The 25,041-nt window shown below is 50.6% G+C and carries 22 protein-coding genes; 12 read left to right on the top strand and 10 right to left on the bottom strand.

Features of this window, described 5'->3' with window-relative positions; translation table 11 throughout:
- Positions 1-3: 3 nt before the first annotated feature.
- Together ACZ520_RS11155 and ACZ520_RS11150 are read right to left on the bottom strand one after the other, a co-directional pair.
- The gene (locus ACZ520_RS11155; protein ID WP_464125528.1) at positions 4-1,347 is read right to left on the bottom strand and encodes an MATE family efflux transporter; all 1,344 of its coding nucleotides are present in this window, start codon (positions 1,345-1,347) and stop codon (positions 4-6) included.
- Positions 1,334-1,894: a NifU family protein gene (locus tag ACZ520_RS11150; protein WP_088564967.1), complete on the bottom strand. Its 561-nt coding sequence runs from the start codon at positions 1,892-1,894 to the stop codon at positions 1,334-1,336. Before ACZ520_RS11150 ends, ACZ520_RS11155 begins: the two co-directional genes overlap by 14 nt.
- Before the next feature lie 260 nt (positions 1,895-2,154).
- Here ACZ520_RS11150 and ACZ520_RS11145 point away from each other — a divergent pair, with 260 nt between their 5' ends.
- From ACZ520_RS11145 to ACZ520_RS11130, 4 genes are read left to right on the top strand one after another with little or no spacing between them, the layout of a single operon-like run.
- The gene (locus tag ACZ520_RS11145) at positions 2,155-3,078 is read left to right on the top strand and encodes a class I fructose-bisphosphate aldolase (RefSeq protein ID WP_088564968.1); all 924 of its coding nucleotides are present in this window, start codon (positions 2,155-2,157) and stop codon (positions 3,076-3,078) included.
- Positions 3,075-4,553, top strand: coding sequence for a lysine--tRNA ligase (gene lysS, locus ACZ520_RS11140; protein ID WP_088564969.1), 1,479 nt, complete (start codon positions 3,075-3,077; stop codon positions 4,551-4,553). The genes ACZ520_RS11145 and lysS overlap by 4 nt, the downstream gene beginning before the upstream one ends.
- Positions 4,554-4,602: 49 nt before the next feature.
- The gene (locus ACZ520_RS11135) at positions 4,603-5,448 is read left to right on the top strand and encodes a sulfurtransferase (protein WP_464125524.1); all 846 of its coding nucleotides are present in this window, start codon (positions 4,603-4,605) and stop codon (positions 5,446-5,448) included.
- Positions 5,439-5,891 (top strand): YiiD C-terminal domain-containing protein, encoded by a 453-nt coding sequence (locus ACZ520_RS11130; RefSeq protein WP_088564971.1) that lies wholly within the window; start codon positions 5,439-5,441, stop codon positions 5,889-5,891. The genes ACZ520_RS11135 and ACZ520_RS11130 overlap by 10 nt, the downstream gene beginning before the upstream one ends.
- Here ACZ520_RS11130 and ACZ520_RS11125 read toward each other — a convergent pair.
- From ACZ520_RS11125 to ACZ520_RS11115, 3 genes are read right to left on the bottom strand one after another with little or no spacing between them, the layout of a single operon-like run.
- On the bottom strand, positions 5,825-7,966 hold the full coding sequence (locus ACZ520_RS11125; RefSeq protein ID WP_464125520.1) for an ATP-binding protein: 2,142 nt from the start codon (positions 7,964-7,966) through the stop codon (positions 5,825-5,827). The genes ACZ520_RS11130 and ACZ520_RS11125 overlap by 67 nt on opposite strands.
- Positions 7,967-8,021: 55 nt before the next feature.
- Positions 8,022-8,909, bottom strand: coding sequence for a trypsin-like serine peptidase (locus ACZ520_RS11120; protein WP_464125517.1), 888 nt, complete (start codon positions 8,907-8,909; stop codon positions 8,022-8,024).
- Entirely contained in the window at positions 8,906-9,388 is a 483-nt protein-coding gene (locus ACZ520_RS11115; RefSeq protein ID WP_232469261.1) for a DUF3465 domain-containing protein, read from the bottom strand. Before ACZ520_RS11115 ends, ACZ520_RS11120 begins: the two co-directional genes overlap by 4 nt.
- A 199-nt stretch (positions 9,389-9,587) precedes the next feature.
- Here ACZ520_RS11115 and ACZ520_RS11110 point away from each other — a divergent pair, with 199 nt between their 5' ends.
- The 3 genes from ACZ520_RS11110 to ACZ520_RS11100 all read left to right on the top strand — a co-directional run bounded on the left by ACZ520_RS11110 (position 9,588) and on the right by ACZ520_RS11100 (position 11,735).
- The gene (locus ACZ520_RS11110) at positions 9,588-10,403 is read left to right on the top strand and encodes a S1 family peptidase (RefSeq protein ID WP_464125514.1); all 816 of its coding nucleotides are present in this window, start codon (positions 9,588-9,590) and stop codon (positions 10,401-10,403) included.
- Between the two features lie 97 nt (positions 10,404-10,500).
- Complete coding sequence (locus tag ACZ520_RS11105) at positions 10,501-11,250, top strand: ParA family protein (protein ID WP_015091405.1); 750 nt, start codon at positions 10,501-10,503, stop codon at positions 11,248-11,250.
- Positions 11,241-11,735 (top strand): hypothetical protein, encoded by a 495-nt coding sequence (locus ACZ520_RS11100; RefSeq protein ID WP_417868459.1) that lies wholly within the window; start codon positions 11,241-11,243, stop codon positions 11,733-11,735. Before ACZ520_RS11105 ends, ACZ520_RS11100 begins: the two co-directional genes overlap by 10 nt.
- 477 nt (positions 11,736-12,212) lie before the next feature.
- Here the strand turns inward: ACZ520_RS11100 and ACZ520_RS11095 are convergent, their stop codons facing one another.
- The 5 genes from ACZ520_RS11095 to ACZ520_RS11075 form a co-directional block, all read right to left on the bottom strand.
- The gene (locus tag ACZ520_RS11095; protein ID WP_374030485.1) at positions 12,213-12,944 is read right to left on the bottom strand and encodes a hypothetical protein; all 732 of its coding nucleotides are present in this window, start codon (positions 12,942-12,944) and stop codon (positions 12,213-12,215) included.
- A 110-nt stretch (positions 12,945-13,054) separates the two neighbouring features.
- Positions 13,055-13,432 (bottom strand): hypothetical protein, encoded by a 378-nt coding sequence (locus tag ACZ520_RS11090; RefSeq protein WP_416480472.1) that lies wholly within the window; start codon positions 13,430-13,432, stop codon positions 13,055-13,057.
- Positions 13,433-14,377 carry an HD-GYP domain-containing protein gene (locus ACZ520_RS11085; protein ID WP_374030483.1) on the bottom strand — a complete coding sequence of 315 codons (945 nt, stop codon included), beginning with the start codon at positions 14,375-14,377 and terminating at the stop codon, positions 13,433-13,435.
- 123 nt (positions 14,378-14,500) lie between these two features.
- Positions 14,501-15,565 carry a lactonase family protein gene (locus ACZ520_RS11080; protein ID WP_464125510.1) on the bottom strand — a complete coding sequence of 355 codons (1,065 nt, stop codon included), beginning with the start codon at positions 15,563-15,565 and terminating at the stop codon, positions 14,501-14,503.
- 18 nt (positions 15,566-15,583) lie between these two features.
- Positions 15,584-16,330 (bottom strand): class I SAM-dependent methyltransferase, encoded by a 747-nt coding sequence (locus tag ACZ520_RS11075; protein WP_464125508.1) that lies wholly within the window; start codon positions 16,328-16,330, stop codon positions 15,584-15,586.
- Positions 16,331-16,496: 166 nt separating this feature from the next.
- On the opposite strand from ACZ520_RS11075, the gene recG reads away from it, so the two are divergent.
- The 5 genes from recG (at position 16,497) to ACZ520_RS11050 (ending at position 25,024) form a co-directional block, all read left to right on the top strand.
- Positions 16,497-18,584 carry an ATP-dependent DNA helicase RecG gene (gene recG, locus ACZ520_RS11070; RefSeq protein WP_416480474.1) on the top strand — a complete coding sequence of 696 codons (2,088 nt, stop codon included), beginning with the start codon at positions 16,497-16,499 and terminating at the stop codon, positions 18,582-18,584.
- Between the two features lie 117 nt (positions 18,585-18,701).
- Positions 18,702-21,605: an RCC1 domain-containing protein gene (locus ACZ520_RS11065; protein WP_464125505.1), complete on the top strand. Its 2,904-nt coding sequence runs from the start codon at positions 18,702-18,704 to the stop codon at positions 21,603-21,605.
- Positions 21,606-21,686: 81 nt separating this feature from the next.
- Positions 21,687-22,091, top strand: coding sequence for a hypothetical protein (locus ACZ520_RS11060; RefSeq protein WP_464125503.1), 405 nt, complete (start codon positions 21,687-21,689; stop codon positions 22,089-22,091).
- An 85-nt stretch (positions 22,092-22,176) separates the two neighbouring features.
- Positions 22,177-24,312, top strand: coding sequence for a S8 family serine peptidase (locus tag ACZ520_RS11055; RefSeq protein ID WP_464125500.1), 2,136 nt, complete (start codon positions 22,177-22,179; stop codon positions 24,310-24,312).
- Positions 24,313-24,529: 217 nt separating this feature from the next.
- Positions 24,530-25,024 (top strand): CarD family transcriptional regulator, encoded by a 495-nt coding sequence (locus tag ACZ520_RS11050; RefSeq protein WP_088564983.1) that lies wholly within the window; start codon positions 24,530-24,532, stop codon positions 25,022-25,024.
- Positions 25,025-25,041 lie beyond the last annotated feature (17 nt).

The raw sequence follows: 25,041 nt of genomic DNA, 5'->3' as shown, positions 1-25,041 counted from the left end.
ATTCTAATTCTTCAAAAAGCGCTTGCTTAGGATGTGGAATCTCCATGTCAGAAGAACTGAGGCAAAGATCAATCCCAACAGCAGGCCGATCCAGATTCCCACCGGACCCACGCCCAAATGGAATGCCAGCAGGTAACCACCCGGAAGCCCCATCACCCAGTACGCAAAGAAAGCGATGATGCTGGGCCATTGCGTGTCGCTCATGCCGCGCAAAGCGCCAATCGCCACGGCCTGAATGCCGTCAAAGATCTCAAAGATCGCAACGACGACAAAGAACTTGGCGGCCCACGCGATCACATCCTGATCGGTCACATAGAACGTCGGGAACCATTCGCGCAGGAAGAAGAAGCCAAGCGCACACAAGCTCATGTAAGCCGCCCCCAGCTTGATCGCGGTGAATCCTGCAAATCTTGCCAGGGAATAATCCCCACGGCCCAGTTCAAAGCCCACGCGGATGCTGGCGGCAATGCCGATCCCCAGGGTGATCAGAAAGCTTGTGCTGGCCAGGCTGATGGTGATTTGGTGCGCTGCCAAGGGGGTTGATCCAAACCAGCCCATCATCACCGCCGCGGCGGAAAAAGCACCCACTTCAAACAAATAAGTGAAGCCGTTGGGAAGTCCCAGGCGGATGATATTTTTCAGCAGGTGGTGATCAAAGCGATGCACCCAGCGCTCGACCAGATATTTTTTAAAGTGCGGGTGCAGGTGCACATAAGTGATCATGATGAAAGCCATCAGGCAGCGGGCGATCAGGGTCGCCCAGGCAGCGCCGTTCAGGCCCAGCTTTGGAAAACCGTAAAGACCGTGGATCAGCACCCAGTTCCCGGCGATATTCAAGACCACACCAAAGATCATCACGTACATGGCCACTTTGGTTTTACCGATGCCATCGGTGAACTGTTTGTAGGACTGGTAAAGCAGGCTCGGCAACACAGACCAGATGGTGATCTCGAAAAAGGCCGCTCCCATTTCCAGAACTTCATGGGTTTGTCCAAAGACCTTCAGGTTCGGAAGAAGGGCGTACAAGAGTCCGATGATGAATGCACTGACAGCCAAGGCCACCACCACACTATGACGAAGCAAAACCCCGCCATAGGGATAATTTTCCTGGCCCTGCATGCGCGCAAAAAGCGCTGTTACCGGAGCCAGCATTCCCAGACCGAAAATCAGAAACACAATAAAGACACTGCCGGCAAATGCCGAAGCCCCCAGGGCCACGGACCCCAGGGCGCCCACCATGATCGTGTCCGCCAAAGTGATCAGGTTCTGACCGACCTGGCCAACGACGATAGGCCCGGAAAGACGGGCCAGCATTTTGCTTTCGTGAATGAATTTAGACTGCGACAACTTCTTTGATCTCCGGGAAAAGTTCCTTCATGCGCACTTCGACGCCTTCTTTAAGGGTCACGCTGGAACTTGGGCAGCCGGAGCAGGCGCCTTTCATGTGAATGTAAAGGATGTTGCCTTCATATTTATGGAAAACGATGTCGCCGCCATCCAAAGCCACTACGGGACGGATTTCGCGGTTCAGGACCGATTTGATATTGCGGACCATCGGGCTGTCGTTTTCATCATTTTCGTCGGCTTCAACGAAAGTAACCACCACAGGTTCATCGCGATCCAGGTGTTCCTGAATCAGGCCGCTCAGGGGGTGAGCCAAAAGTTCCCAGTCCACCCAGTCCTGCTTGGTCACGGTGATGAAGTCCGGGCCCACGTAAACGGAGCTGGTCCATGGGAAGCCGAAGATTTTGGCAGCCAATGGCGAACGTTCCGCCTCCTGAACGGTTGGGCAGTCAAAGCCCTGATCCGTGACCTTTTTGTGAAGCAAAAACTTCATCGTGGCAGGATTAGGGGTTGGTTCGAAGCTGACAGGCATTTTTTCACTCGTATTCATACAGACCTCATAGGGACAACGAACATTATACCACAGCATGTTTTCTGCCAAGCGTGTTAATCGCAGAGACGCGCTTGATTAAACTTGAAAAACTTCATAAATTTACCCCGGCCTAGGGTGTGCCTGAAAACCTCCATTGCTGCGTTGCTCGTCGTCGGCGTACAAAGAGTACGCCTTCCTCCTCGCGCCTTGCACTGGAGGCTTTCAGACACACCTTAATAATATGAATGTAAGTTTTCTTTAGGTTATAGGAGATCTAGATGACGCCAAGAGTTAGAGAGATTTTGAGCTGGTACGGAGCTGATAATCCAGGGGTATTAACGAACCTGGCTCGCATGTTGAACCACGGTAAGTTGGCTGGCACCGGTAAGTTGGTGATTTTGCCAGTGGATCAGGGCTTCGAACATGGACCTGCTCGCTCTTTCGCGAAAAATCCAGATGGCTATGACCCGGCTTACCACGTAGAGCTGGCGATCGAATCCGGTTGCAGCGCTTACGCAGCTCCACTGGGTGCTATCGAAGCTATCGCCCGTGACTATGCTGGTGAAATCCCGTTGATCCTGAAAATCAACAACTCTGATTCTCTTTATGCCAACAAAGCCCCGATCTCTGCGATGACGTCTTACATCGACGACGCTTTGAGACTGGGTTGCGTGGGTATCGGTTTCACGATCTATCCGGGTTCTGCAGAACGCAAAAACCAATACGAAGAAATCGCTCAGGCGGCACGCGCAGCTAAAGAAGCCGGTCTTGCGGTGATCATCTGGTCTTACCCTCGTGGTGAGCAGCTTTCCAAAGAAGGCGAAACTGGCATCGACGTGATCGCATACGCGGCTCACATCGCGGCTCAGTTGGGCGCTCACATCATCAAAGTGAAACCTTCCTCTGCGCACCTTGAGCAGGCCGCGGCGAAAAAAGTTTACGAAGAACAGGGCATCAAAGTGTCCTCTCAAGTGGACCGCACTCGTCATATCGTTCAGTCCTGCTTCAACGGCAAACGCATCGTGATCTTCTCTGGTGGGGAAGCCAAAGGCACTGACGACTTGTTGAAAGAAGTCAGCGAACTGGCACAAGGTGGCGCGTTTGGTTCCATCATGGGCCGCAATGCCTTCCAACGTCCGAAAAAAGAAGCTCTGGAACTTTTGCACAAAGTAATGGAAGCCTTCGCAGGTAAAAAACTATGAGCATCAATGAAAATCCGCTAAGAGCCGAGAAGCGCAAAAAACTTCATGCGCTTCGTGAAAAAGGCATCAACCCTTATCCGTACGTCTTTGAAAACAAGGCGAAGATCTCTGAAGTGACTGCGGAACACGCGGCCACTTTGCAGGCGGGAGAAAAGAAGCCTGAATTCTCTTATCGTATTGCCGGCCGTCTGATGACCCTGCGTATGATGGGGAAAGCGTCTTTCTTCAATCTTCAGGACCAGACCGGTTCCGTTCAGGTCTATGTAAAAACTGAAGAGCTTTCTGAACAGGACCGCGCGGCTTTCGAGCTGGTGGATCTGGGTGACATCGTCGGTATTGAGGGCTTTGTCTTCAAATCCCAAAAAGGCGAGTTCTCAATTTACGCAAAATCCTTCCAGATTCTGACGAAAACCATCGAGCCTTTGCCAGAGAAATTCCACGGCGTTCAGGACATCGAAATCAAGTATCGTCACAGACACCTGGATTTGATGACCGATGCGGATTCCCGCAAGGTGTTTGAAACACGCTCCAAGATCATCAAAGAGGTTCGTCGCTTCCTTGATGATCGTGGTTTTATGGAAGTGGAAACTCCGACATTGCAGCCGGTTTACGGCGGTGCTGCGGCGACTCCGTTCACCACACACCACAAAGCTTTGGACATGAAGCTTTACATGCGTATTTCGCCAGAGCTTTATCTGAAACGCCTGATCGTGGGTGGTTTCGAAAAAGTTTACGAAATCAGCAAAAACTTCCGTAACGAAGGTATCGACCGCACTCACAACCCGGAATTCGCGTTGCTTGAGTTCTACGAGGCCTACACGGACTATAACTATCAGATGAAGCAGTTCGAAGAGCTGATTTCTTCTTTGGCTTTGAAAATCACCGGCAGCATGAAGGTGACTTATCAGGGTAAAGAGATCGACTTCACTCCTCCGTGGAGACGTCTGACGGTTCATGACGGGGTTAAAGAATACGCTGGCATTGATCCGGACAAGGCAACTGATCAGGAAATCTTCCAGGCCATCCGTAAAAACGGGGGCGATATCGATGAGCCGGGTAAACGCGGCGAAATGATCATGGAATTGTTTGAACTGACAGCTGAACAGCACTTGTGGCAGCCAACCTTCGTGATGGATCACCCGGTGGAGATTTCTCCGCTGACGAAGATTCACCGTCGCGATAACAGACTGGTTGAACGTTTTGAACCGTTCGCCGCCTGCATGGAAATCGGTAATGCTTATTCGGAGCTGAATGATCCGGAAGACCAGTTGGCCCGTTTGAAAGAACAGGAAGCCAACCGTGCGAAGGACGAAGAAGCTCACCCGATGGATGAAGACTTCCTGCTGGCGATCGACGCTGGTATGCCTCCAACAGGGGGCGTGGGAATCGGTATCGAGCGTATCGTGATGTTGCTAACGGATAGACCAAGTATCCGTGACATCATCTTTTTCCCAACAATGCGTATTACAAAATAGTCTGCAAAAAGGGAGCGAAAGCTCCCTTTTGTTTTTTCAGGGGTATGTTATGAAGTTTGTTTTGATTGCAGCATTTGTGGTGCTTTCTGCGTGTCAGATGAAGCCGACGAAGGTGACGGTGCAAGAGCCGGTGATGGGTGAAAATGTCACGGCCGAACAATTGATCAAAGGCAAGACGGTGATCCTGGATGCTCGTCCGGCGTTTGAATTTAATCTGGCGCATGTGCCGGGCTCTATCAATGTTCGTTGGGAGGATTTCTCTCAACAAAATCCCAAGTCCCGTGGATTGTTGCAAAATGACCTTTTTGCGATTGCTCGCAGACTCGCTCTGGTGGGCGTAGATCCGTCGACTCCCGTAGTGGTGTTGGGTAAAGGTGCGCAAGGGGCTGGGGAAGAAGGTCGTGTGGCCTGGACACTGAAAGTCCTGGGGGTGAAAAACGTTTATACTTTGGTTCACACTTCTTATCGAGAAATGAACACCAATCCCAACCGTGAAGCGCCTCCGGTTCAGAACAAGCCTTACTGGAAGCCGGAAGTGGCGGAAAACCTGGATACATCTTTTAAAGTGTTCAAGGCAGACGTCACTCAAAATGAAAAGCCTGTGATCGTACTGGATGTGCGTTCCGGTCAGGAATTCGCATTGCGCAATCTTTCGACAGAAAAATCCGTGAAAGCGCCGGTGGTGAATCTTGAGTGGCGCGAGTTCTTTGACGATAAAGGCCTTCCATCCAAAAAAATCGAGCGGGCCCTTTACGAGAAGAACATTTCTAAAGACAGCCGCATTCTGGTTGTCAGCAATCACGGTGTTCGCTCCGGTGCCGTGGTGTATGCTTTGAATTATCTGGGTTATAAAAAAGCCACAAACTTTGCCGGGGGCTATGAACAATGGAAGTAAACCCGCAGGAACTGATTCAGATTCTGAAGGACAAGATCACTCTGTATGAGCATCTTGGCATTGAAGTGAAAGAAATCAGTTCCGCGCGCGTGCACTTTCGTGTGTCGCTGGATAAGAGCAAAAACCACAAGGGCACAGCCTTTGGTGGCAGTTTGTATGCTTCGGCTGTTCTGGCTGCCTATGCACTGGCATTGGCAGGGTTAAAGCAGCGGGGCCTGGACACCGAAAATATCGTTATTGCCAAGGGCGAGATCCAGTATCTGCGCCCGGTGGAAACTGACTTTGATATCGTCAGCGAGTTTCCGTCTGAAGACGACGAAGAAGCGTTCTATCAGGAACTGCTTTCCAAAAAACGCGTTCGCGGAAAAATCCGCTCTCAAATACTGGGTGATGGCGGCTCTTTAAAGGCTTCCTTGGTCGGGGATTTCGTCGTCAAGTTGTGAGCCAGAATTTCTAAAATCTCGGCCTTCTTTACCGGCTTCACGGCGTAGGAATCACAGCCGCTGCTGATGGCTCGTTGCAGGTCTTCCACCACCGCAGTGGCCGTCAGGGCGATGATTGGCGTATGGGGAAGTTTGTTCATTTTTTCATAGTATCTGATCAGTTCGGTGGACTTATACCCGGTCATGATGGGCATTTGCATGTCCATAAAGACCAGATCGTATTTACGCTCTTTGAATTTTTCAAACGCCTCCTGGCCGTTGACGGCTTCGTCGCAGTCAAACGGCAGGCTTTTTAAATAGTGAATCATCAGAACGCGGTTGTCTTCTGAGTCATCCACCAGAAGCAGGCGGAAGCGTTTGTCGGTGGGAAGCTGGCTCCATACCATGGCGGGCTTGGCCTTTTTCTCGATGTTGCTGCTAAAATCAGGACGGTGTGGCAGTAAAATCCGGAACGTCGTTCCGCGTCCGGCAAGGCTTTTCATCTCCATGGTTCCACCCATGATTTCAACCAGGTTCTTTGAAATCACCAGACCAAGCCCCGTGCCGCCATATTTGCGGGTGATCGTCGGATCGCCCTGAAAGAACGGTGAAAACAGTTTGGACTGTTTGTCGCGAGGAATGCCAATGCCGGTGTCCTGCACCTCGATCAGCAACTGTTCGGGGGTTTCCTTGGTCAGATCCACCTTCACTTTGACATGGCCTTCATTGGTGAATTTTAGCGCATTGCCGATCAGATTGAACAGCACCTGTCGCAGGCGGGTCGGGTCCCCCCATTGCAGAGCGGGGACATCCTTGGAAACCTGCAATTCAAAGTGCAGGCCTTGTTCCTCGGCTTTGATTTGCAGGATTTCAAAAACGCTGCGAATGGTGCTGTGAATATTATAGCTGACGTTTTCCACAGTCAGCGCTTTGGCTTCAATCTTTGAAAAATCCAGCAGGTCATTGATCAGGGCTTTCAGGTTTTCCCCTGCATGACTGAATAAGGTCAGATAACGTTCCTGATCTTTGGAAAGTTGGGTTTCGCGCAGCAGTTCCAGCATTCCCAGAACAGAGTTCAAAGGTGTTCGGATTTCATGGCTCATGCGGGCCAGAAATTCGGATTTTGCACGAGACGCTTCTTCGGCCTGCTCTTTTGCCGCTTTAAGCTGGCCTTCGGTTTCACTCAGCTCCCGGATCTTTCCGGTCAAAGATGTCACGGCAGAGCCCGTAATCAGAGAGCAGAAACACAACGTCAGCAAGGTGGCCGGGGTTTGCACCTCGATAAAGCTGTTGGACCACGGAAGATTGGTCATCTTTGGCAGAATGATTGTCAGGAAGACCACCCAGGTGTTCACGGCCAATGCGGCGTACATGCCGTACCACGCAGCTGAAAGCAGCATCAATATTCCATAGACGTACCAGGTTTGGGGCAGATGAACGGATACAGCCAGCGCCAGCATTCCCGTCAGGACGACTGCAAATAAAACCTTTTCTTTGCGACTCAATGTTTCCCAATGCATTGGCGGAAGAGGTTTGACTGCAAATAGGGACAGATTGTGTTTGCGCAGCCACGGCGAAATAAGAATCAGTGCCGGGATACTTAAGAAAATGGCACCGGTGAGATCGCCGACGGCTGTGATCAGGGTGCTCCAGCCGAACAGGGCTTTATCCTGAGTGCCGGTTAAAACAAACAGGGCCTGAATCGCGATAGAGCAAATCACGGACGGAATCAGCAGACCGTATACAAAATAAAGACTGATGTTTTTGGGGCTGGGTTTCCAGGCATGCAGGTCCTTGAAGCGTTCACGAACCAGGAACCACGAGAAAATTACTTCCAGAGTTTCAGGCAGGGCAAACAGGGGATAAAGTGTTGGTCGAGGCAGGCCAAACAGCGAAACTGCGACCAGAGCATTCAGGAAAACGGCAGCAAAAACCCGAGGCCCCCACCACAGAGCCATGATCACGCCGAAGTTGATCGGGAAATAGATCCAGTAGATCCCCTGGGATATCTTGAAGGTGAGGCTTAAAAATGTGCCTCCAAGTAGGATGAAAAAGGGAAGGACCCAGGTCCACCAGGGAAGTTGTTTTTGGTTCATGCCTCTAGTTTAAGGGCAAAGAACCTTAGCCCCTAAACGAGAAGCTATGAATATGCTAAAGGTCAATGCGGGGGGCTTTATAATAAGTCTGACCAAAGCAAAGGCCGACGGCGCAGGCGTTGAAGTTGATGCAGCCGCCCTCTTTTTGCACGCGATAGATGTCGTCTTGTAAAATGTCATCCATACCGCGAGAAAGGATTCCGACAATTTCACCCTGGGTGTTGTAAAGGGGAGATCCTGAACTGCCAGAGAACGTGTCCACCTGGACTTTGAAAGTATGCATCTCTGGTGTGTCAGAAAGCACGCGTGCATAATCCTTCTTTACTGGCAGACCCAGTGGGTGCGACAGACTTAGCAGAGTTTGATCAGGCTTCAGCAGAACTTCTTTGGCGATCTTGGCCGGGCGCACACCGGGAACGGGGCGATCCAGTTCCAGAATCGCGTAGTCGATGTTTTTGCGAATGTTCAGTTCAAATTTCACAATGCTTTTGCAGTTGTAAATTTCCGAAGACGGCAGCAGGGTTTGACGGGATTTTTCCTCGGTCCAGCCGAATATGAAATGACTGTCGTTGCAGTCTTTTTGGTTTTCCACGCAGTGACCGGCCGTCAGTACCAGATTGGGCGCAATCAAAGTTCCCGTACAGAACCCCAGCGTCGGCTGGGTCAGGAACTTTTCATTCGGGCACAGGGGATAAAGCTGTTCCAGTGGGGTGGAGTTCAGTTTAACGACTGGGTTTTGCGCTGGCACCAGTCGGTAAGAATGAACCAGTACGGCCGTAGCCTTGACCAGTTCTTTTTCCGGGGACGACGAGGTGCTGACATCTTCACGGGTGTCGCCGTTGTAAATAGCACCCGGAGCCTCTATTTTGGATAAAGCCTCAGGGGTCGAACCTGTGCAGGCGGCCAGGCCCAGTGGAAGAAGGGCGCAGAGAAGGAATCTCACTTTTTAGATCCTTTGCTGTCAGTCAGGCCGGCCACTTGTCCGTTGATGGCGATAAAGCCGTCTTCATGAGGACCGCCTTTTTTGGGGTTGATGTGCAGCCAGTGGATCACGGCCTTGTGCGGAGAATACTTGTCGACCACAAAGTCACCGCAGGCGATGATGCGATCGCCGGGTTGATATTCCGGAAGCTTGCCGTATTTCACGTTATAGATCACTTCAATGCGGTCATCGTCGGTGTTCAGGTTTTCATCCAGATCCACTTCAAAGTGCACATGTCCCTGACGGTCTTCCATCAGGCGCACCAGGGTGCCATCCACAAAGGCGCGGGCGGTGAACTTGTTTTCCATGAACTCGCGCCAGGTCAGCACCTGGCTTTCGTTAAATTCCATACGGTCTTTGCGATCGAAACATTGAGGAATGCGATCGCCCGCAAATGCCGAACACGAGATCAAAACAAGAAAGAAAATAAGCGATTTCATAGGTGCTGAATATAACAGGATTTTGCGACGGTTTTGATGACCATTTCCCCTCTGGAAAAGCTTTCAGGTGGTGTCTAAAGTTTGGCCGTTTTTGCTGGTGAACTTTTGGGCGAAAAACAATAAACGTCACTCTGTCGATTTCTTCACTTTTCCCTCTGAAAATCTGGTAAAACAGAGGTCCAAAACCGCGAGGTGTGTGATGCTTAAGAAACTTTCTTTGACTTTGTTGTCAGTGGCGATGCTTGCAGCCTGTGGGCAGCAAAATACCGCAGAAATTCTGTCGGAAGACTCGCAATCCGGAGTCATTGGCGGTGAAAAGGTTGAAATGGGCAGCCGGATCATGCGTTCCACCGTAGGGCTTTATGATGAAGGCTCTGGTACGTTGTGTACGGGAACTTTGATTTCGAAAGAACTGGTTTTGACGGCCGCACATTGTGTGACCCCGGGTTCCACCCATCAGTTGGTGTTCTTTACTGACGACATTAAAAACATGAATGCTTATAATTCCCGATATGCCATCAAAGCTTTGCGCCATGAGGACTATGAACGAAACCGTGGCCGCAAATATGACACTGCCGACATCGCGCTGGTCCGAATCCGGGGCGAATATATTCCGGTGGGTTATGCCCCGGCACCGATCTTTGCTGACTTTCAAAGTCTGAAAGAAGGTTCCGAAGTCGTGGTTGCAGGATATGGACTGAGCTGGGCGTGGGGCGTGAAGAAAGGTTCTGGAACTCTTCGCACCACGAAGCTCAAAGTCGGTGAGGCCCGCTACGGACAAAACGAGGTTCTGATAGCTCAGTCAGTAAAAAAAGGTGTGTGCAGTGGCGACTCCGGCGGCCCGGCGTATATTGATAAAAACGGTGAATTGTATCTGCTGGGCGTGACCAGTCGGGGTGACTCGATGGCGACACCGCTAACGCCGAAATGTTTCCAGTTTTCCATTTATTCGCGTGTGGATGCTTACCTTCCATGGATCAAAAAAACCTCGGAGTTGTTGTTGAAGGATCGTTAAGCAGCCGCGTCGTGAATTCGAAATCGCGCTTCACATTGCCCAAAAAAAACAGCTAGACTTAGGTGTTGAATTTTATCTACCACGAAGGGAATCGTGTATGGGCAGCATCGTATCATTCATCAATCAAAAAGGCGGCGTGGCAAAAACCACCACCGCCATCAACGTGGCATCTCAGTGGGCGAAGGAAGGCAAGAAAGTTCTTCTGGTCGACCTGGATCCTCAGTCTTCCGCCACTCGTGCGATCTTTGGCGACGAGGATTTTGAAGACACAATCTATGACGTTATCACTGGCGAAGTGCAGGCACAGGACGCCGTTGTTTTCTCTGAAGCCTTCGGCATCGATGTGATCCCGTCTGAAATCATGCTGAGCGGTATTGAAATCTCCATGTCCACCAAGTTTGGCCGTGAAAGCATCCTGAAAAGAGCCCTGGCAGAAATCAAGGAAGAATACGACATCGTTGTGATCGACTGTTCTCCGTCTTTGGGTCTTTTGACCGTGAATGCCTTGATTGCCTCCAAGGACATCGTGATTCCGATCTGCCCAGAGTATTTCTCTTTGATGGGCATTGATCTGATTCTTGAGACTTTGAAAAGCATCAAGAACGGTCTTGGTCACACCATCAACGTGCGTGGGATCATCATCTCCAAGTACCGCAACCGCCGTATCGTGGAAAAGGTCATCCAGGATCTTCGCACGAACTATTCCATCCCGGTATTTAATAACTTTATTCCAGAATCCATCGCGGTTGAGGAAGCTCACCACAAGCATTTGCCGGTGAATGATTTCTCTCCGAAAAATCCGGCGGGTCTTGCTTTGGCAAGCCTTGCACAGGAAATGTGGAATTGAAAAAGCACAACCCCTTGTTTCTAGATTCAACCCAGCCCGTTGGTGACAAACTGATCACCAACGTGGAGCTATTGGATGCGAGTCTGGCGCCAGGGGAATCGTTGTATCTAGAGGTGACTGACAGCTTCGGGGTGCAGCAAAAGTTTGCTCTTAAGACTGTGGCGACGAAAAAGTCCGTGCGCCACAGCGCTGAGCTTTGGCTGAATCAAAATGAGCAGATCAAGTACAGATTCATTTTGATCTCTGCCGGAGCCGAACTGCTGTCGACAGCAGAAAAGACGGCGCTAGCTGGCGGCGCGATATCTGAAAAGTGGGATCCGGCCACAGCCCTAAAGGCCTCTGCCGCGCCCAAGGCGAAGAAGACAACGCCCAAGGCACCGAAGTCCTCTGAAATCAAGAAAACCGCCTCTATCAAGTCCCAAGGCCTTCTGGGCACCGCTCAAGACTATCAGCAGATGAAGTTCCTGCTGGGCGAGTTGGAGTAGTCTTTCCTATAGAAAATTGACTGAATCTTTATTGTTCAGGTCTGTGGCTATATGTAAACATAAATATGATTAATGCGATTCAAGGGAGTTGGATTTGGCAGTGCCTCGTCCTAACGGCTATGATCTTTTCTATGCGATAGTAGGCCTAGTAGTTGTTATTTATCAGACAATGTGTTTTGTCGAAACAGGATGCATCCGTGGGCGGTCTATATATTTGTGTGGGGAAATTGCACCCTATGGTTACATTCTAATTCTTGCGGTCTTCTCAGCATTTCCAATTTTATATCTGTATCGCAGGTTTAGAGGCGGGCGGGATAGCTGATGATTGGAAAGTGGACTGTTTGGGATTTTGTCGCATGCTCTCTTTGGAGTATCTACAATCGGTCTTATCGTTTGGCCGTTCGGTTATTTGATTGCGTTAAAAAAGGCACTGAGATTCTCAGTGCCTTTTTTTTGCTTGTTGGATTTAAGAGACGATTATTTCGCCCCGGCCTCAATCCAGCGTTTCATGTAACTCAACTCGGCTTCGGTCAGCGGAGCCAGGATCGTCTTGCCTCTTTGCGGAGGCATAAAGCGTTTATTCATTCCCGGAACTGTCACCTGATATAGCACACTTTCTTCGGCGGTGGCTGCTAGCAGGTTGTGGTTATGAAGATCCGCCACTGTTTCCAGGATCGTGCGTTTCGCTGTTTCGGTGCTATGGCAGACCATGCACTTCGGCGCCAGGATTTCTTTTTTCAAATTCTCAAAGCTCAGTTCCAAAGTCGCAAGATCGGTTTTTGGTTTTTGAACAGGAGCTTCAGCTTCGCCACAGTTGGAAAGCTCACCGACCTTCTGAACGTCAGAACGGCTGCGCATTTGATCATCAATCCACGTTTCAAGGATCTGTTTTTCACAGGCATTTAATGCCTGATAACCCGAAGAACGCGGGGGCATGGTGCCTTTGTTGATGACAGACAAAATGGAATCTTTTTGCGCCAGAACTTCTTCTGCCGTGTCCATGCTGCGAGAACCCGTGGTGTGACACTCAAGGCAGGTGCTTAGGGCGGTGGATTTCACCACGTCGAAGCTGACTTTTTCGTTTTGGAATTTACTGAAACCTTTGACCTCAAGACCGCCGGTTTTAAACAGACCCAATTCTTCCATTGGATAGCTGCAGCCCACCATTGAAAGTCCCAAAATTGCCAAGAAAACGAAGTGCTTTTTCATAGTGGCAAAGGTTCTATCAAATTTTGGTGAAGTCAGGGGATTTGATTCAGTGCCGAAGAATAAAATACAAGGGACTGTCAGCTTTTTCGACAGCCCCAGAATGTGGGGTCCTATTTTTTAACTTTTAAAGGCTGAAACGGAGCCACAGAGGCAGGCTTACGACCCCCACGGGCAGCATCAATACAGCTTTGGCGCTGGGTATCGCTGGCTTCCGTATTCTCTCCACATTTGGAAAGCTCGGCCGGGTTGTAGCTTTGCCCTTGGATGCTGTCCCAGCATGCCCAGAAGGCTTTGTCGTCTTGTTGCAGGTGGCAGACAGTCGCGGCATACCAGTCAACGTTTTCGGTCTTAGTGCGGTCTTGGCATTCGCTGATTTCTTTTTCGCCGATGAAGCGGTCGCAGAAACCAGCAGGATTCGTGGGTTCAAGGGCAATGGCAATTAGCGGAACGCAGGCAATAAGAACCAAAGAATGCAAAACGAGCTTCATCTAAGCGACCTTTATTTTGAAAAGTACTGAATACATGGCTTTCAACATGTCGGGATCATAACGACCGGCCAGTTTTTCCTTCATCATGGTGACGGCATCCATCGGTGTCATCGGCACGTTGTAGGATCTTTGCGTGGTCATGGCGTCATAGGTGTCGGTGATGGCAACAATCCTTGCAAACGGGTGGATTTCTTCTGCCACCAGTTGCTGAGGGTAACCGTTGCCAGCCCAGGATTCATGGTGTTCAAAGCAGGCAGCTTTGATGGCGTCACTGATGTTCGGGTGATTGTTCAAAATCACCAAACCATACTGTGGGTGCATTTTCATCTGCTCCCACTCGGCATCCGTCAGGCCGCCTTTTTTGCAAAGAATATCCAGGCTGACGTTGCGTTTACCGATGTCGTGGAAAAGGGCGCCCACGCCCAGCTCTTCCAAAGTTTTTGCATCATAACCCAGGGCTTTTCCCAAACCCAAAGAATAAATGCTGACGTCCAAGGAGTGATTGTAAGTATAGAAATCATGCCCGGACAAAGAAATCATAAAGCCCATGGCTTCCGGTGCGTTTTCCATCAAATCAATGAAATCGGTGATAATCGGTCGGGATTCATCCAGGGCCTTGTTCACATCCGGATTTTCAAAGAGATCTTCCATCAACGCGACTGAGGATTCGCGCAGGATCTTGGCTTTATCAAACGGGTTCAGAAGGTCCGAGTTCATTTCTTCCTTCACCCAGTCGCGATAAGTCTGTTTGTCTTCCATGCGCACGAAGAAAGAATCCCCCGTGTCACGTCCGTGCAAAGTTTTGATTTTACCGGAAGCAAGTTTGTCGCCGGCGCGCAGGTAAAGAATATGTTTACCATCCACAAGGATGTAAATGTCAAAACTGGTGACTTTGTCAGGACGAATCGTGCTTAGACGGATGCGGAAGTAAGTCGTGGAATCCATAGGAAAATTCTGCCACGGAAAGGGGGCTTGAAGGAACTAAATCCGCAATAAACAAACAGCTCAGTCCTTGGTCCAGACGTAGAGGGGCGAGCACCCCTCACAACGTTTCAATGCGGGACGGGATTAGCGTTTCAGCAGCATCTGCACTGGAGTCAATCCCGTGCTAAAAGGAGTCGCACTGGTTCGGGTCAGCGACCCGTCGGTGCCCAAGTGAAACTGCAGTATTTGGTTTTCAATATAGTCGAGCACATAAGCGGATTGGCCAGCAGCATCCACAGTCACCGTTTCAGGCGAGGCCCCGGCAGGAACTGTTGATTTTAGCTCCAGTGTTCCGCTGTTTTGAATTTCATAGACACTGACGGTTGAAGAAAACGCATTGGCCACATACAGGTGGCTTCCGCTGATGGTCATGCCTTGCGGGCTTGATTCCGTTGCCATCACCTGACGGGATTGCAAAGTGCCATCTGAACCAATGGCAAACACTTCGACTTCGTCAGTGCTGCAGCTAAGCACATAGATGAATTCACCTTGTGAGGTCCTGTGGGAACTGATCGGGCCCGAAGGACAACCTTTCGAGGTCACCCGGTCCGGCACCAATGCCGTCAGCGCGCCATTGTTGTCCACTGCATACTGGGAAATACTGGCATCAAGAATGTTCACCACATAAGCATACTGACCCTGACTGGAAAAAAGCATGCTTAATGGACCTGCTGTATGCGGCGTGCTCCCCATCGCAGTAAGGCGCCCATCACTGCCTTTGCTGTACTGAGTGATGGATTCACTGCGCAGATTCAGTGAATAAATAAATCTTCCGTCTGGAGAAATCTGCACCGACTGGGGAAACTCTTCCGTGGCAACGAGGCCCAGGGACTGAAGCTTGCCATCAGGGCCGATTTGAAACTGTGAAATCGTGTCGTCACTGGCGTTCACCACATAAAGATGCTCTTGGTTTTGATCCATCAAAAGTGATTTCGCATAATTCCCGGCGGCCGCGACCTCCAAAGGTGCAAGGGTGCCATCGGATGCAATCGAAAAAACACTGATGCTGTCGTCGGAAGAATTCAACACATAAGAAAACCTGGCCGGAGCAGGCGTGGGTGAAGGGGAGGGGTCAGAGCCAGAGCTGCCAGCACAAGCAGCAAGAGTCAGTATCCAAAGCAAGGTCAAGCCAAGGCGCAGGGTTTTCATGGGTTCTCCGTAAAAAAACTAGCGCCCTGGGGCGCTAGTCACGACAAGTCGAAGGATGGATGGGTTGTTGCCGGGAACCAGCTCGATTTCTTCATCCAGGATCATGAAGCCTGCACGGCATAGTTCCTGACGAATCACTTCAGCGGGTGGCAGTCTTTTTTGTGCTGTCCAGTGACGGCCATTCATGGCAACCACACCCGGAGCATCTGATTCTGGAGTTTGTCTCCACAAAACATAGTCGGCATCCAGGCAAATGGACTCGAAGCTGTCATCCGGATCGAACTGTGGGCTGAGGATGGAGGTGCGAATCACCAGTTTGCCATCTTCAGTCAGCATTTTGCGAAGGCTTTGCAGGAAGCGCGCTCGATCCAGAGGTAGTGGAATATTAGTCAGGCAGTCGCGATCGTGGATCAAATCGAATTTTTCCTGCAGCTGCTCGATTTGCAGGCTGCCGCCCACGCGGAATGAAATATTCAAGTGCTGCTCCATGGCCATTTTGTGAACAATCGCCACAGAAGAACGGTACATGTCGTAAGCCGCTACTTGCATGCCCAGTTCGGCCAAGGCCATTGCACAAACCCCGTGCGCCGCACCCATGTCCAGGGCTTTCAGCCCTTGGGGGTTTGGGAACAAGTCGGCGCAGACGTCTTGCAGATATTCGACATGATTGCGTTCAGTCAGGCCATTTAAGGCCACCAGAGTTTCACCGTTGATGGCAGTTTTGTGATTGTGAGTGCGGATGAATTGTTGGTATTGAGCTTTCATAAGATCTCCTTTATGCCAACCTATAAAGCACAGGCGGTGCCAGCGGATTTCGCTCTGAAAATGGCTTAATTTTGAGCTGATTGGCCCCCCCGCCGAGTTCCCGGCAGGCTGCGTTGCCGGGGGTTCGGCAGTTGCCGAAATCCCGGTGATTGGCCATAATCACCGCATGGCTCTTCGTCTGGATACGCAAATACAATTTCTTAAAGGTGTGGGTCCCAAGTTGGGGGATCTGTTTTCCCGTAAAGGTCTTAAGACCTTGGGGGACCTTTTTGAGTTCTATCCACGTGCCTACGAAGACCAGCGCGCGGCACGAAACATTTCAAGCCTGCGCCCGGATGATATCGTCAGCATCAAGGCCACGGTTGTCGCTGTTCACAGCGTGAACATGGGGCGATCGGCACGCAAGATGTATGACGTTCTGGTCAGAGACGCCTCCGGACAGATTCACTGCAAATACTTCCGTGTGCCTTACAAAGGATACTTTGAACGCTTTAAGCCCTTCACCGAAGTTCGTGTGGTGGGAAAAGTCACCGAGTACCGCGGCCGTTTGGAATTCCATCATCCCGATATCAAGGATGTGGAGCCCGACGAAGAAACCCAGGACGCGCTGATCCCGCTGTACACGGAAATTGAAGGTCTTGCCACGGCCAAGATCATGAAGCTGGTGCGTTCGGCGTTTGCGCAAATCGAAGAATGGCCGGAAGAAGCGTTCCCGAAATGGATGCGCGAAAAGTACAATCTGATTCCGCGCAAAGACGCCTTGAAGGACATCCATTTTCCGGATCCGAACAAGGCCAAGGAGTATTCTGAATTTAAAACTGCGGCCCAAAAACGCATCATTTTTGATGAGTTCTTCTGGTTGGAACTTTATCTGGCCTCTAAAAAGGCAGGCTTCCAGAAAGAAGGGGCTCCGCAGATCAGAAATTCCGGCGAAAAGATGCGGGCATTGCTTCAGTCTTTGCCATTTGAAATGACAGGCGCACAAAAGCGCGTCTTCACTGAAATCAAAGCCGATCTGGAAAAAGGCCACCCTATGCACCGAATGGTGCAAGGGGATGTGGGAAGCGGAAAGACGCTCGTGAGCTTTATGGCCGCCATCTATGCCGCAGAAAGCGGTTATCAATCCTGTTTGATGGCGCCGACAGAAATTCTGGCTGAACAGCACTTTAAAAATGCGCGCAAGGTGCTTGAGCCTTTGGGTATTCGTCTAGGGCTGCTGGTGGGTAAATCCAAAGCCTCGGAGCGAAAAGCTCTGCTGGCGGCTTTGGCAGCCGGCGAGATTGATTTGATTATAGGCACCCATGCCCTGATCGAAGATGAAGTGCAGTTCTCAAATCTGGGACTTGTGATCATCGATGAACAACACAGGTTCGGGGTTGAGCAGCGCGGGGTTTTGAAAAACAAAGGAAACTCTCCGCACTTCCTGGTGATGACCGCGACTCCGATTCCCAGAACTCTGGCGATGACGGTGTACGGGGACCTGGATGTTTCCATCATCGATGAAATGCCGGCCGGCCGAAGCCCGATTCAGACGCGCGCAACGTTTGAAAGCAAACGCCCTCAAGCCCTGCAATTTATGCTGGAACAAATCCAAAAAGGCCGTCAGGCCTATATCGTTTATCCTCTGGTGGAGGAAAGCGAAAAGATTGATCTGAAAGATGCGGTGTCGGAATACGAAAAGCTGAAAGAGCTTTATCCGCAGTTGAAGATCGGTCTTTTGCACGGGAAGATGAAACCAGATGAAAAAGACCAGGTCATGGATCAGTTCCGCAAAAATGAAATCCAGGTTCTGGTTTCCACCACCGTCATTGAAGTCGGTGTCGACGTGCCGAATGCCAACATCATGATCATCGAACATGCTGAACGTTTTGGTCTGTCGCAACTGCATCAGTTGCGCGGCCGCGTGGGACGGGGAGAATACAAAAGCTTCTGTATTCTGATCATGGGTTATGCCGTGTCTGAAGAAGGCAAAGCCCGCACCGAGATGATGGAAAAGACCTCGGACGGATTCAAGATCGCTGAGTTCGATCTTGAAATGCGCGGCCCGGGTGAGTTCATGGGGACCAAGCAGTCAGGTCTTTCCGGCTTTAAGCTGGCAAACCTGGTGCGTGATATGGCCATCCTGCAGGAAGCCCGTGAAGCGGCTTTTGAGGTTCTAAGAAAGGATCCAAAGCTTTCCTACGTCGAGAATCAAGGTTTGAAGGCCGAGCTTCTGCGCGAGCACGGTCCAGCCGCTCTAGCTGGCATTGCCTAATGTGACAACCTTTCCTGTTTGAAATATTCGTGTGTCATTCTGAGAAAATGCCTTAAGTGAGGGTTGTTAAGGGCCGATCAATGATGGGCTGTTAACTGAACGTTTCGAGGAATTGGAATGACCACGAAGTATATTCGCAACCTGCTTCTTACACTGAATCTTCTGCTGCTGACGGCGTGTTCGTTGGATGCGGAACTCTTTGAAAAAATCAAATCCACCTCCGAAGCTTCCACCGATCTGAGTCTTAAGATTTCTGATTTGCCCACGAACGTTCCTGAATCCTTCCCTTATTATGGACAGGTTCAGGTCACAGGTCTTTCCAGCGGTCTTTCAAGTTTCAGCACTCCGGCTTTATCCCTTCAAGACAGCACGTGTCCGGGGCTCTCCATCAATGCCGACGGCTGGATTTCCGGAGTGCTTGACAAGGTTTCTGGCGAAAGCTGCGAATTCAAAGTCAAGGTCACTCAAGGCTCTGTCAGTGTGGTGTCCGATGTTATCAGTCTGGGTGTGCAAAACAGCCTGCAGTTGACCTTATCTCAGGAAAACTTTAGCTTTGATTCCGGTGCGCCAACGCAAAATACGGTGTTGAATCTTTCAGCTCCGGCGCCTTTTGCGACCTATTTGGATTACTCCATATATTCCGCCAATTCCGAATCATCACTGTTTAATGGAATGAACACTGGGAAGATTCTGGTTCCAGCCGGAGCCACCTCTGTCGTTATTCCTCTGACTTTGCAGGCGGGTCTGTCTTTGTCATCCGCCGAACATCAAACCATTCAGCTCAACAGCGGTATGAGTGGGCTTAAACCCAAAATCGAACTGGTCATTCCGTTGGAGTTTGCTGGCGGAGCTCCTGCGCAGGTTTTTCAGGACATCAATGTCTCTGATACGCATCTCTGTGCGATTTCGGACGGCAAGCTGTATTGCTGGGGTAATAACGACAAGTACCGTCTTGGGTTGGGGGCCGGGGATCTGGACAATCGCACAAAGCCTGTCCGTGTGGGAACTTCCACGACATGGCAAAAGGTGGCATTAAGTTCTGAGGGTACCTGTGGGCTCAATGGTGGCAAGCTTTATTGCTGGGGTCGCAACGATTCCGGTCGTTCTGCGACAGGTTCCAACGTTCCATCTGAAGTGACAGAGCCCACTCAAGTCGGAGGCAATTCTGACTGGCAGGATTTGACAGGTGGGACGCATTTCTCGTGCGGTATCAGATCAGGTGAATTGTACTGCTGGGGTTATAACCAGTTTGGTCAGCTCGCCACCGGAGATATTCTGACAAAATACAGTCCTACAAGAGTTGGCGCCGGTACAACCTGGCAGAAGATTTCTGCAGGTGGATCCCATGTGTGCGGTCTTGATTCCGGCAAGCTTTATTGCTGGGGCGCGGGGTCTCGTCTGCAACTCGGGAATAATGCTAGCGTGACTCGGCAGCAGTCGGTTTTGCAGGTGGGTGCCTCGGCATCTTGGCAGGATGTTGTGGCCGGAAATGATCACACCTGCGGTATCAATGCTGGAAAGCTTTACTGCTGGGGTGACAACTATTCCGGGCAGTTGGGGCTGGGAGCTGCAGAGGCGGGCAATATCATCGGTGCGATTTCCCAAGTGGGTACTGCTTCCGACTGGGAAAGTCTTGCGGCAGGGGGGAATCACACCTGCGGAATTCGAAACGGTGGCGATCTTTACTGTTGGGGTGCTGTAAGTTATCAAAGCGGCGTGTGGGAACCAACCCGCATTGGCACCGACAGTACTTGGAGCAAAATTAGCACAAGCTATTACATGACCTGCGGAATCAATAACGGATCCGTGCTGTGCTGGGCGCATGACGAGAGCACGATTAATTTTATCGGATTGGGCGAGGATCGGGCCGAGATTGCCCACAAACCTCATAGAGTGGGCCTGTCTACATCCTGGTCTTTGCCAAGTGCGGGATATGGTCATTCTTGTGCGATCAATGCGGGTCGCCTGTACTGCTGGGGTGATAACTCCAGTTTCCAGTTGGGGCAAAATGACAACGGATCTTTGGCGTCAATCATTGTTCCTCAACAGGTTGGAAACTCCAAGGCCTGGCAGAAAATCGCCAGTGGCGGGGGGCACACCTGTGGCATTAAAGAGGGTGAATTGTACTGCTGGGGCTTAAACGTGGGATTTGACTTCGGCGGAGGAGGTCCACCACCACCTCCTCCGGGCGGCGGTGGTTTTATGCCGATGAATGTTTCACCGGTTTCGCAAGTTCCTACGCGCGTGGGGACTTCCAAAACGTGGACGGCCATTGCCGCGGGTTCCGGTCAGTTGTGCGGAATCAACGGTGGAAAAATGTATTGTTGGGGGCAGAACTCCGACGGGCAGATGGCGGCTGATCCGGCCACGGTGCCTTTGGTGGAAGAGCCTACCCAAGTCGGCACTTCTGATAAATGGCATGCCGTGGGGATCAGTTCCTATCATTCCTGTGGTATCGATGACGGCAAGCTTTATTGCTGGGGTTACGGCGATGACGGGGAATTGGGTGACGGCAATAACACCTCTTCCCACACGCCTGTTCGTGTGGGATCTGACTCTGATTGGACTGCCGTTGTGGCGGGCAACCTGCATACCTGTGGTATTCGCTCAGGTCAGCTTTACTGTTGGGGTGGATCCTATCAGGGGGCTTTGGGGACTGGAAGCATGGTTGATGCATCGACTCCGCAGCGTGTGGGTGTCTCGTCATCTTGGACTGAAATTGCCTCGGGCTTTGAAAATAGTGCTGTCTGTGGCATTGATGGCGGCAAACTGTTCTGTTGGGGTTCTGATGGCTGGGGGCAGCAGGGCAATGGTTCTGCCTTCACTGGCGCGGAAGTTGTGCCTATTCAGTTAGGAACTTCTACCAATTGGCAAAAAGTTTCTGTTGGCGAAAGAAACGTGTGCGCGGTGAATGCAGGGAAACTCTTCTGCTGGGGTGGCAATAATAACGGCCAATCGGCACTTCCTCCGACACCGGGCGCTGCTGATCCGACAACGCCAACGCTGATCACTGGTTTCTAAGAAAAAATAGCGGAACATTTTGCTGTTGCATCCGCGAATTTTGTTTGTCATCCTTTTCTTAGATCACAAGGATGTGCTCTTATGAAATTGCTCTTCAGCGTAGTTACGGCAACAGTTCTTTTCTCTCTTCAGTCATTGGCGGCGGCTCCTTCTTATAAGGTGAACATGCGTGTCGGTTTGAAGGGGGCTTCTCCTATTTCTATCAATACTGTTGCAAAATCCGGCAAAAAAAGCTTCGTCAGTGAAATTTCTGACGATGGACAAAGCGAAACGCTGGTGGAAGTGTTTGCGCGCAAATCCCAAGTGAATAAAAAAGACGGTCTTTATATGGATGTGACCGTGACAAAACGTGTGCGTGGGCAAAGGAAACTCGCGGAACGCGCGCAGATTTTTGCTCCTGACAATCAAGAGATGGAATTTGGCATGAATTCCAAGGGGCGCACGGCAGGGAATCTTTCTCTGGCGGTGATGGCTCATCAGCTTTAAAAAATCACTCAGCGCATCAATATACTAAGTACCCCTTGCGACTGGACTTCGGTCGTGATCTGATTTTGTACTCAGAGGGGGTATTATGAATCATCTTGTGAAGGGCATCACGGTCTCTACGGTCGCGGCAGTTCTTTCTGTCAGCGCGGCACAAGCAGGCACAGTATTGAAATTCAATGCTGGCGCTATCGACACCAACAAACTTACCAGCAACTACGCTGCTTCCTGGATGATGGAAGCCAAAGCAACTGAATACATCGTTCAGTTCAAAAAAGCGGTGACTGAAAAAGACAAAGCGGCCTTGAAGGCTCAGTTTGAAGTGTTCGGCTATCTTCCTGATGATGCTTTGGTTGTTCGCGGGATCTATTCTGATCTTGTGACTTTCAAAACCAACCACCCTGGTGTTCAAGCTGTGGTGAAGTACTCGGCTCAATATAAAGTGAGCACGTCCTTCGCTCCGGCCAGCGTCTTTACCAAAGACAATATGGTTGCAGTTCTTGTGAACACTTTCAAATCCCACGAAGTGGAAGTGATCGCCTCTAAAATTGAAAAAATGGATGTTAAAGTAGCAGTTCAAGTTGTTGATGGAAAGCACATCACAGCTTTGATTCCTCGTGGACTTGTTCCAGCGGTGGCTGCTTTGACAGGTGTTGAGCACGTTCAACCGGCTCCAGTAATTGAATCCTTCCACTTTGCGATGGATGAGGACCTGGCCGGTCAGGTTTCTGCAACTGCAGCGGGTGATTATTCAGACCTGACGGGCGATGAGTCCGGCACTCGTTTGATGAACTTTGATGCAGCTTGGGCCATGGGCTATGCAGGGAAAGGTCAGACTGTTTCCATGGCGGATACAGGTCTTGATTCTGGTAACACCGGCGCGATCCATCAGGATTTCGCAGGCGGCGTGATCTCGGGTTATCCTTTTGGTTTGTGGTCTAAATCATGGTCTGATCCAATGGGTCACGGGACTCACGTTGCCGGATCTGTGATGGGTCGTGGTACAGCTTCCAAGGGCTTGCTGAAAGGCGGCGCTTATGAAGCTAACATGGTGGCTGAAGGCATGTGGTCTCCAATGATGAAGAACTTGAGTGTTCCATCCAAACTAGGGGATTTGTTTGAAAAAGCCTTCGCTGATGGCGCTCGTATCCACACCAACTCTTGGGGTGGTGCTCGTACCTTCGGTGCTTATGACAACTTCGCAGTTCAAGTGGACGAATGGTCTTACGCGAACCCGGATATGTTGATTCTGTTTGCGGCTGGTAACAGCGGCGCGGATAAAAACAAAGACGGCCGCATTGATTCCAACTCTATGGCTTCTCCGGGCACAGCGAAAAACGTTTTGACCGTGGGCGCTTCTGAAAACGTGACGAAGTCCGGTGGTATTCAGGTTCCAATCAGCAAGCTTCGCGCGGCTAAGGATGAATGGCCGGCAGAACCAATCTACAGCTCTTACATCTCTGATAACGGCAACGGTATCGCGATGTTCTCTTCCCGTGGTCCAACGACAGATGGCCGTACCAAGCCTGATATCGTGGCTCCGGGCACAAACATCCTGAGCGTGTTCTCTCAGGAAAAAGATGCTTCTCCACTTTGGGGCGCTTACAACAAAGACTATGTCTGGTCTGGTGGTACGTCCATGGCGACTCCGCTGACGGCGGGTGCGGCGGCGATTGCTCGTCAGGTGCTTGTTGAAAAATTGGGCATCAAAAATCCATCTGCGGCTTTGATGAAAGCAACTATGCTTCACACGGCTGTTGATATGTACCCAGGTCAGTTCGGTGAAATCGGTGCAGCTCGTGGTCAAGAGATCCTGACTCGTCGTCCGAACTCTGATGAAGGTTACGGCCGTGTGGACGTGGCTAACATCGCCAACTTGGGCGGTGCTACTCAGTTCGTCGACAACCGTCAGGGTGTGGCTCAAGGAGCTGAGGTTTCCTACGAATTCACTTTGAATGCGCCAGGCAGCCTGTATGCGAACCTTGTTTGGACCGATGCTCCGGGTTCGGCGAATGCGGCCCAAGCCTTGGTGAACGATTTGGATCTGGTTCTGACTTTGCCAAACGGTCAGACCCTGAGCATGAACGATCACATCAACAATCTTGAGATGATCGAAAAGTCCGGCTTGCCGGCGGGTACTTACAAGCTGACTGTAAAGGGCTTTAAAGTTCCGCAAGGTAAGAACGGCGCTCAAGCTTATGCTCTAGTCTATACGGCTAAATAGGTCTTGATAATTGCTTTAAGTATCTGAAAATACTGAAAAAAGGCTCGGATGATTCCGGGCCTTTTTTGCTTTTAAATGGCTTCTGAAATAATTTCCAATGCGCTGCTCCCGTTTGATAACTCGTGTCAAATTTGATAGAACTGTCGAGGTTGCAAGTCTGTCCTAAGGTCTAGGCCTTATGGATGTGTAGTCCCTTTTCCCTTGGGGAGGTTCGTGAATGCAGACGTTTGAAGTCGGTGATAATGCAGTTTATCCTGGATACGGCGTTGTTAAAGTGGTTTCTATTGAAACCAAAGAGATGCTTGGTACTAAGACTACGTTCTACAACATGCAGTTGGTGGACACGGGTCTGAAGATCATGATCCCTACCACGAACGTGAAGTCCGCGGGTCTGCGTCCTATCATCTCCAAGTCCGAAGCATCCCGAGTTGTTGGAATTCTTAAAGAAAAAGACATCAAGATCGACAATCAGACATGGAATCGCCGTTATCGCGAGTACATGGAGAAGATCAAAACCGGTTCCGTATTCGAGATTGCTGAAGTTTTACGCGATTTGTTCCTTTTGAAAGCGGACAAAGAGCTGTCCTTCGGTGAGCGCAAGATGCTTGATTCTGCGCGCAGCCTGCTGTTGAAAGAGCTGACTTTGGCGACAAGCCAGGAAGAGCTGTTCAAAGAGGAAGAAGTTAAAGCCATCTTCGGTATCACGGGTTAGGCTTTTTTAACCAGCCG

The organism is Bdellovibrio sp. BIS2, assembly GCF_055398295.1.
The sequence above is the reverse complement of the archived record's forward strand: the minus strand, read 5'-3'. Positions and strand labels throughout refer to the sequence as shown.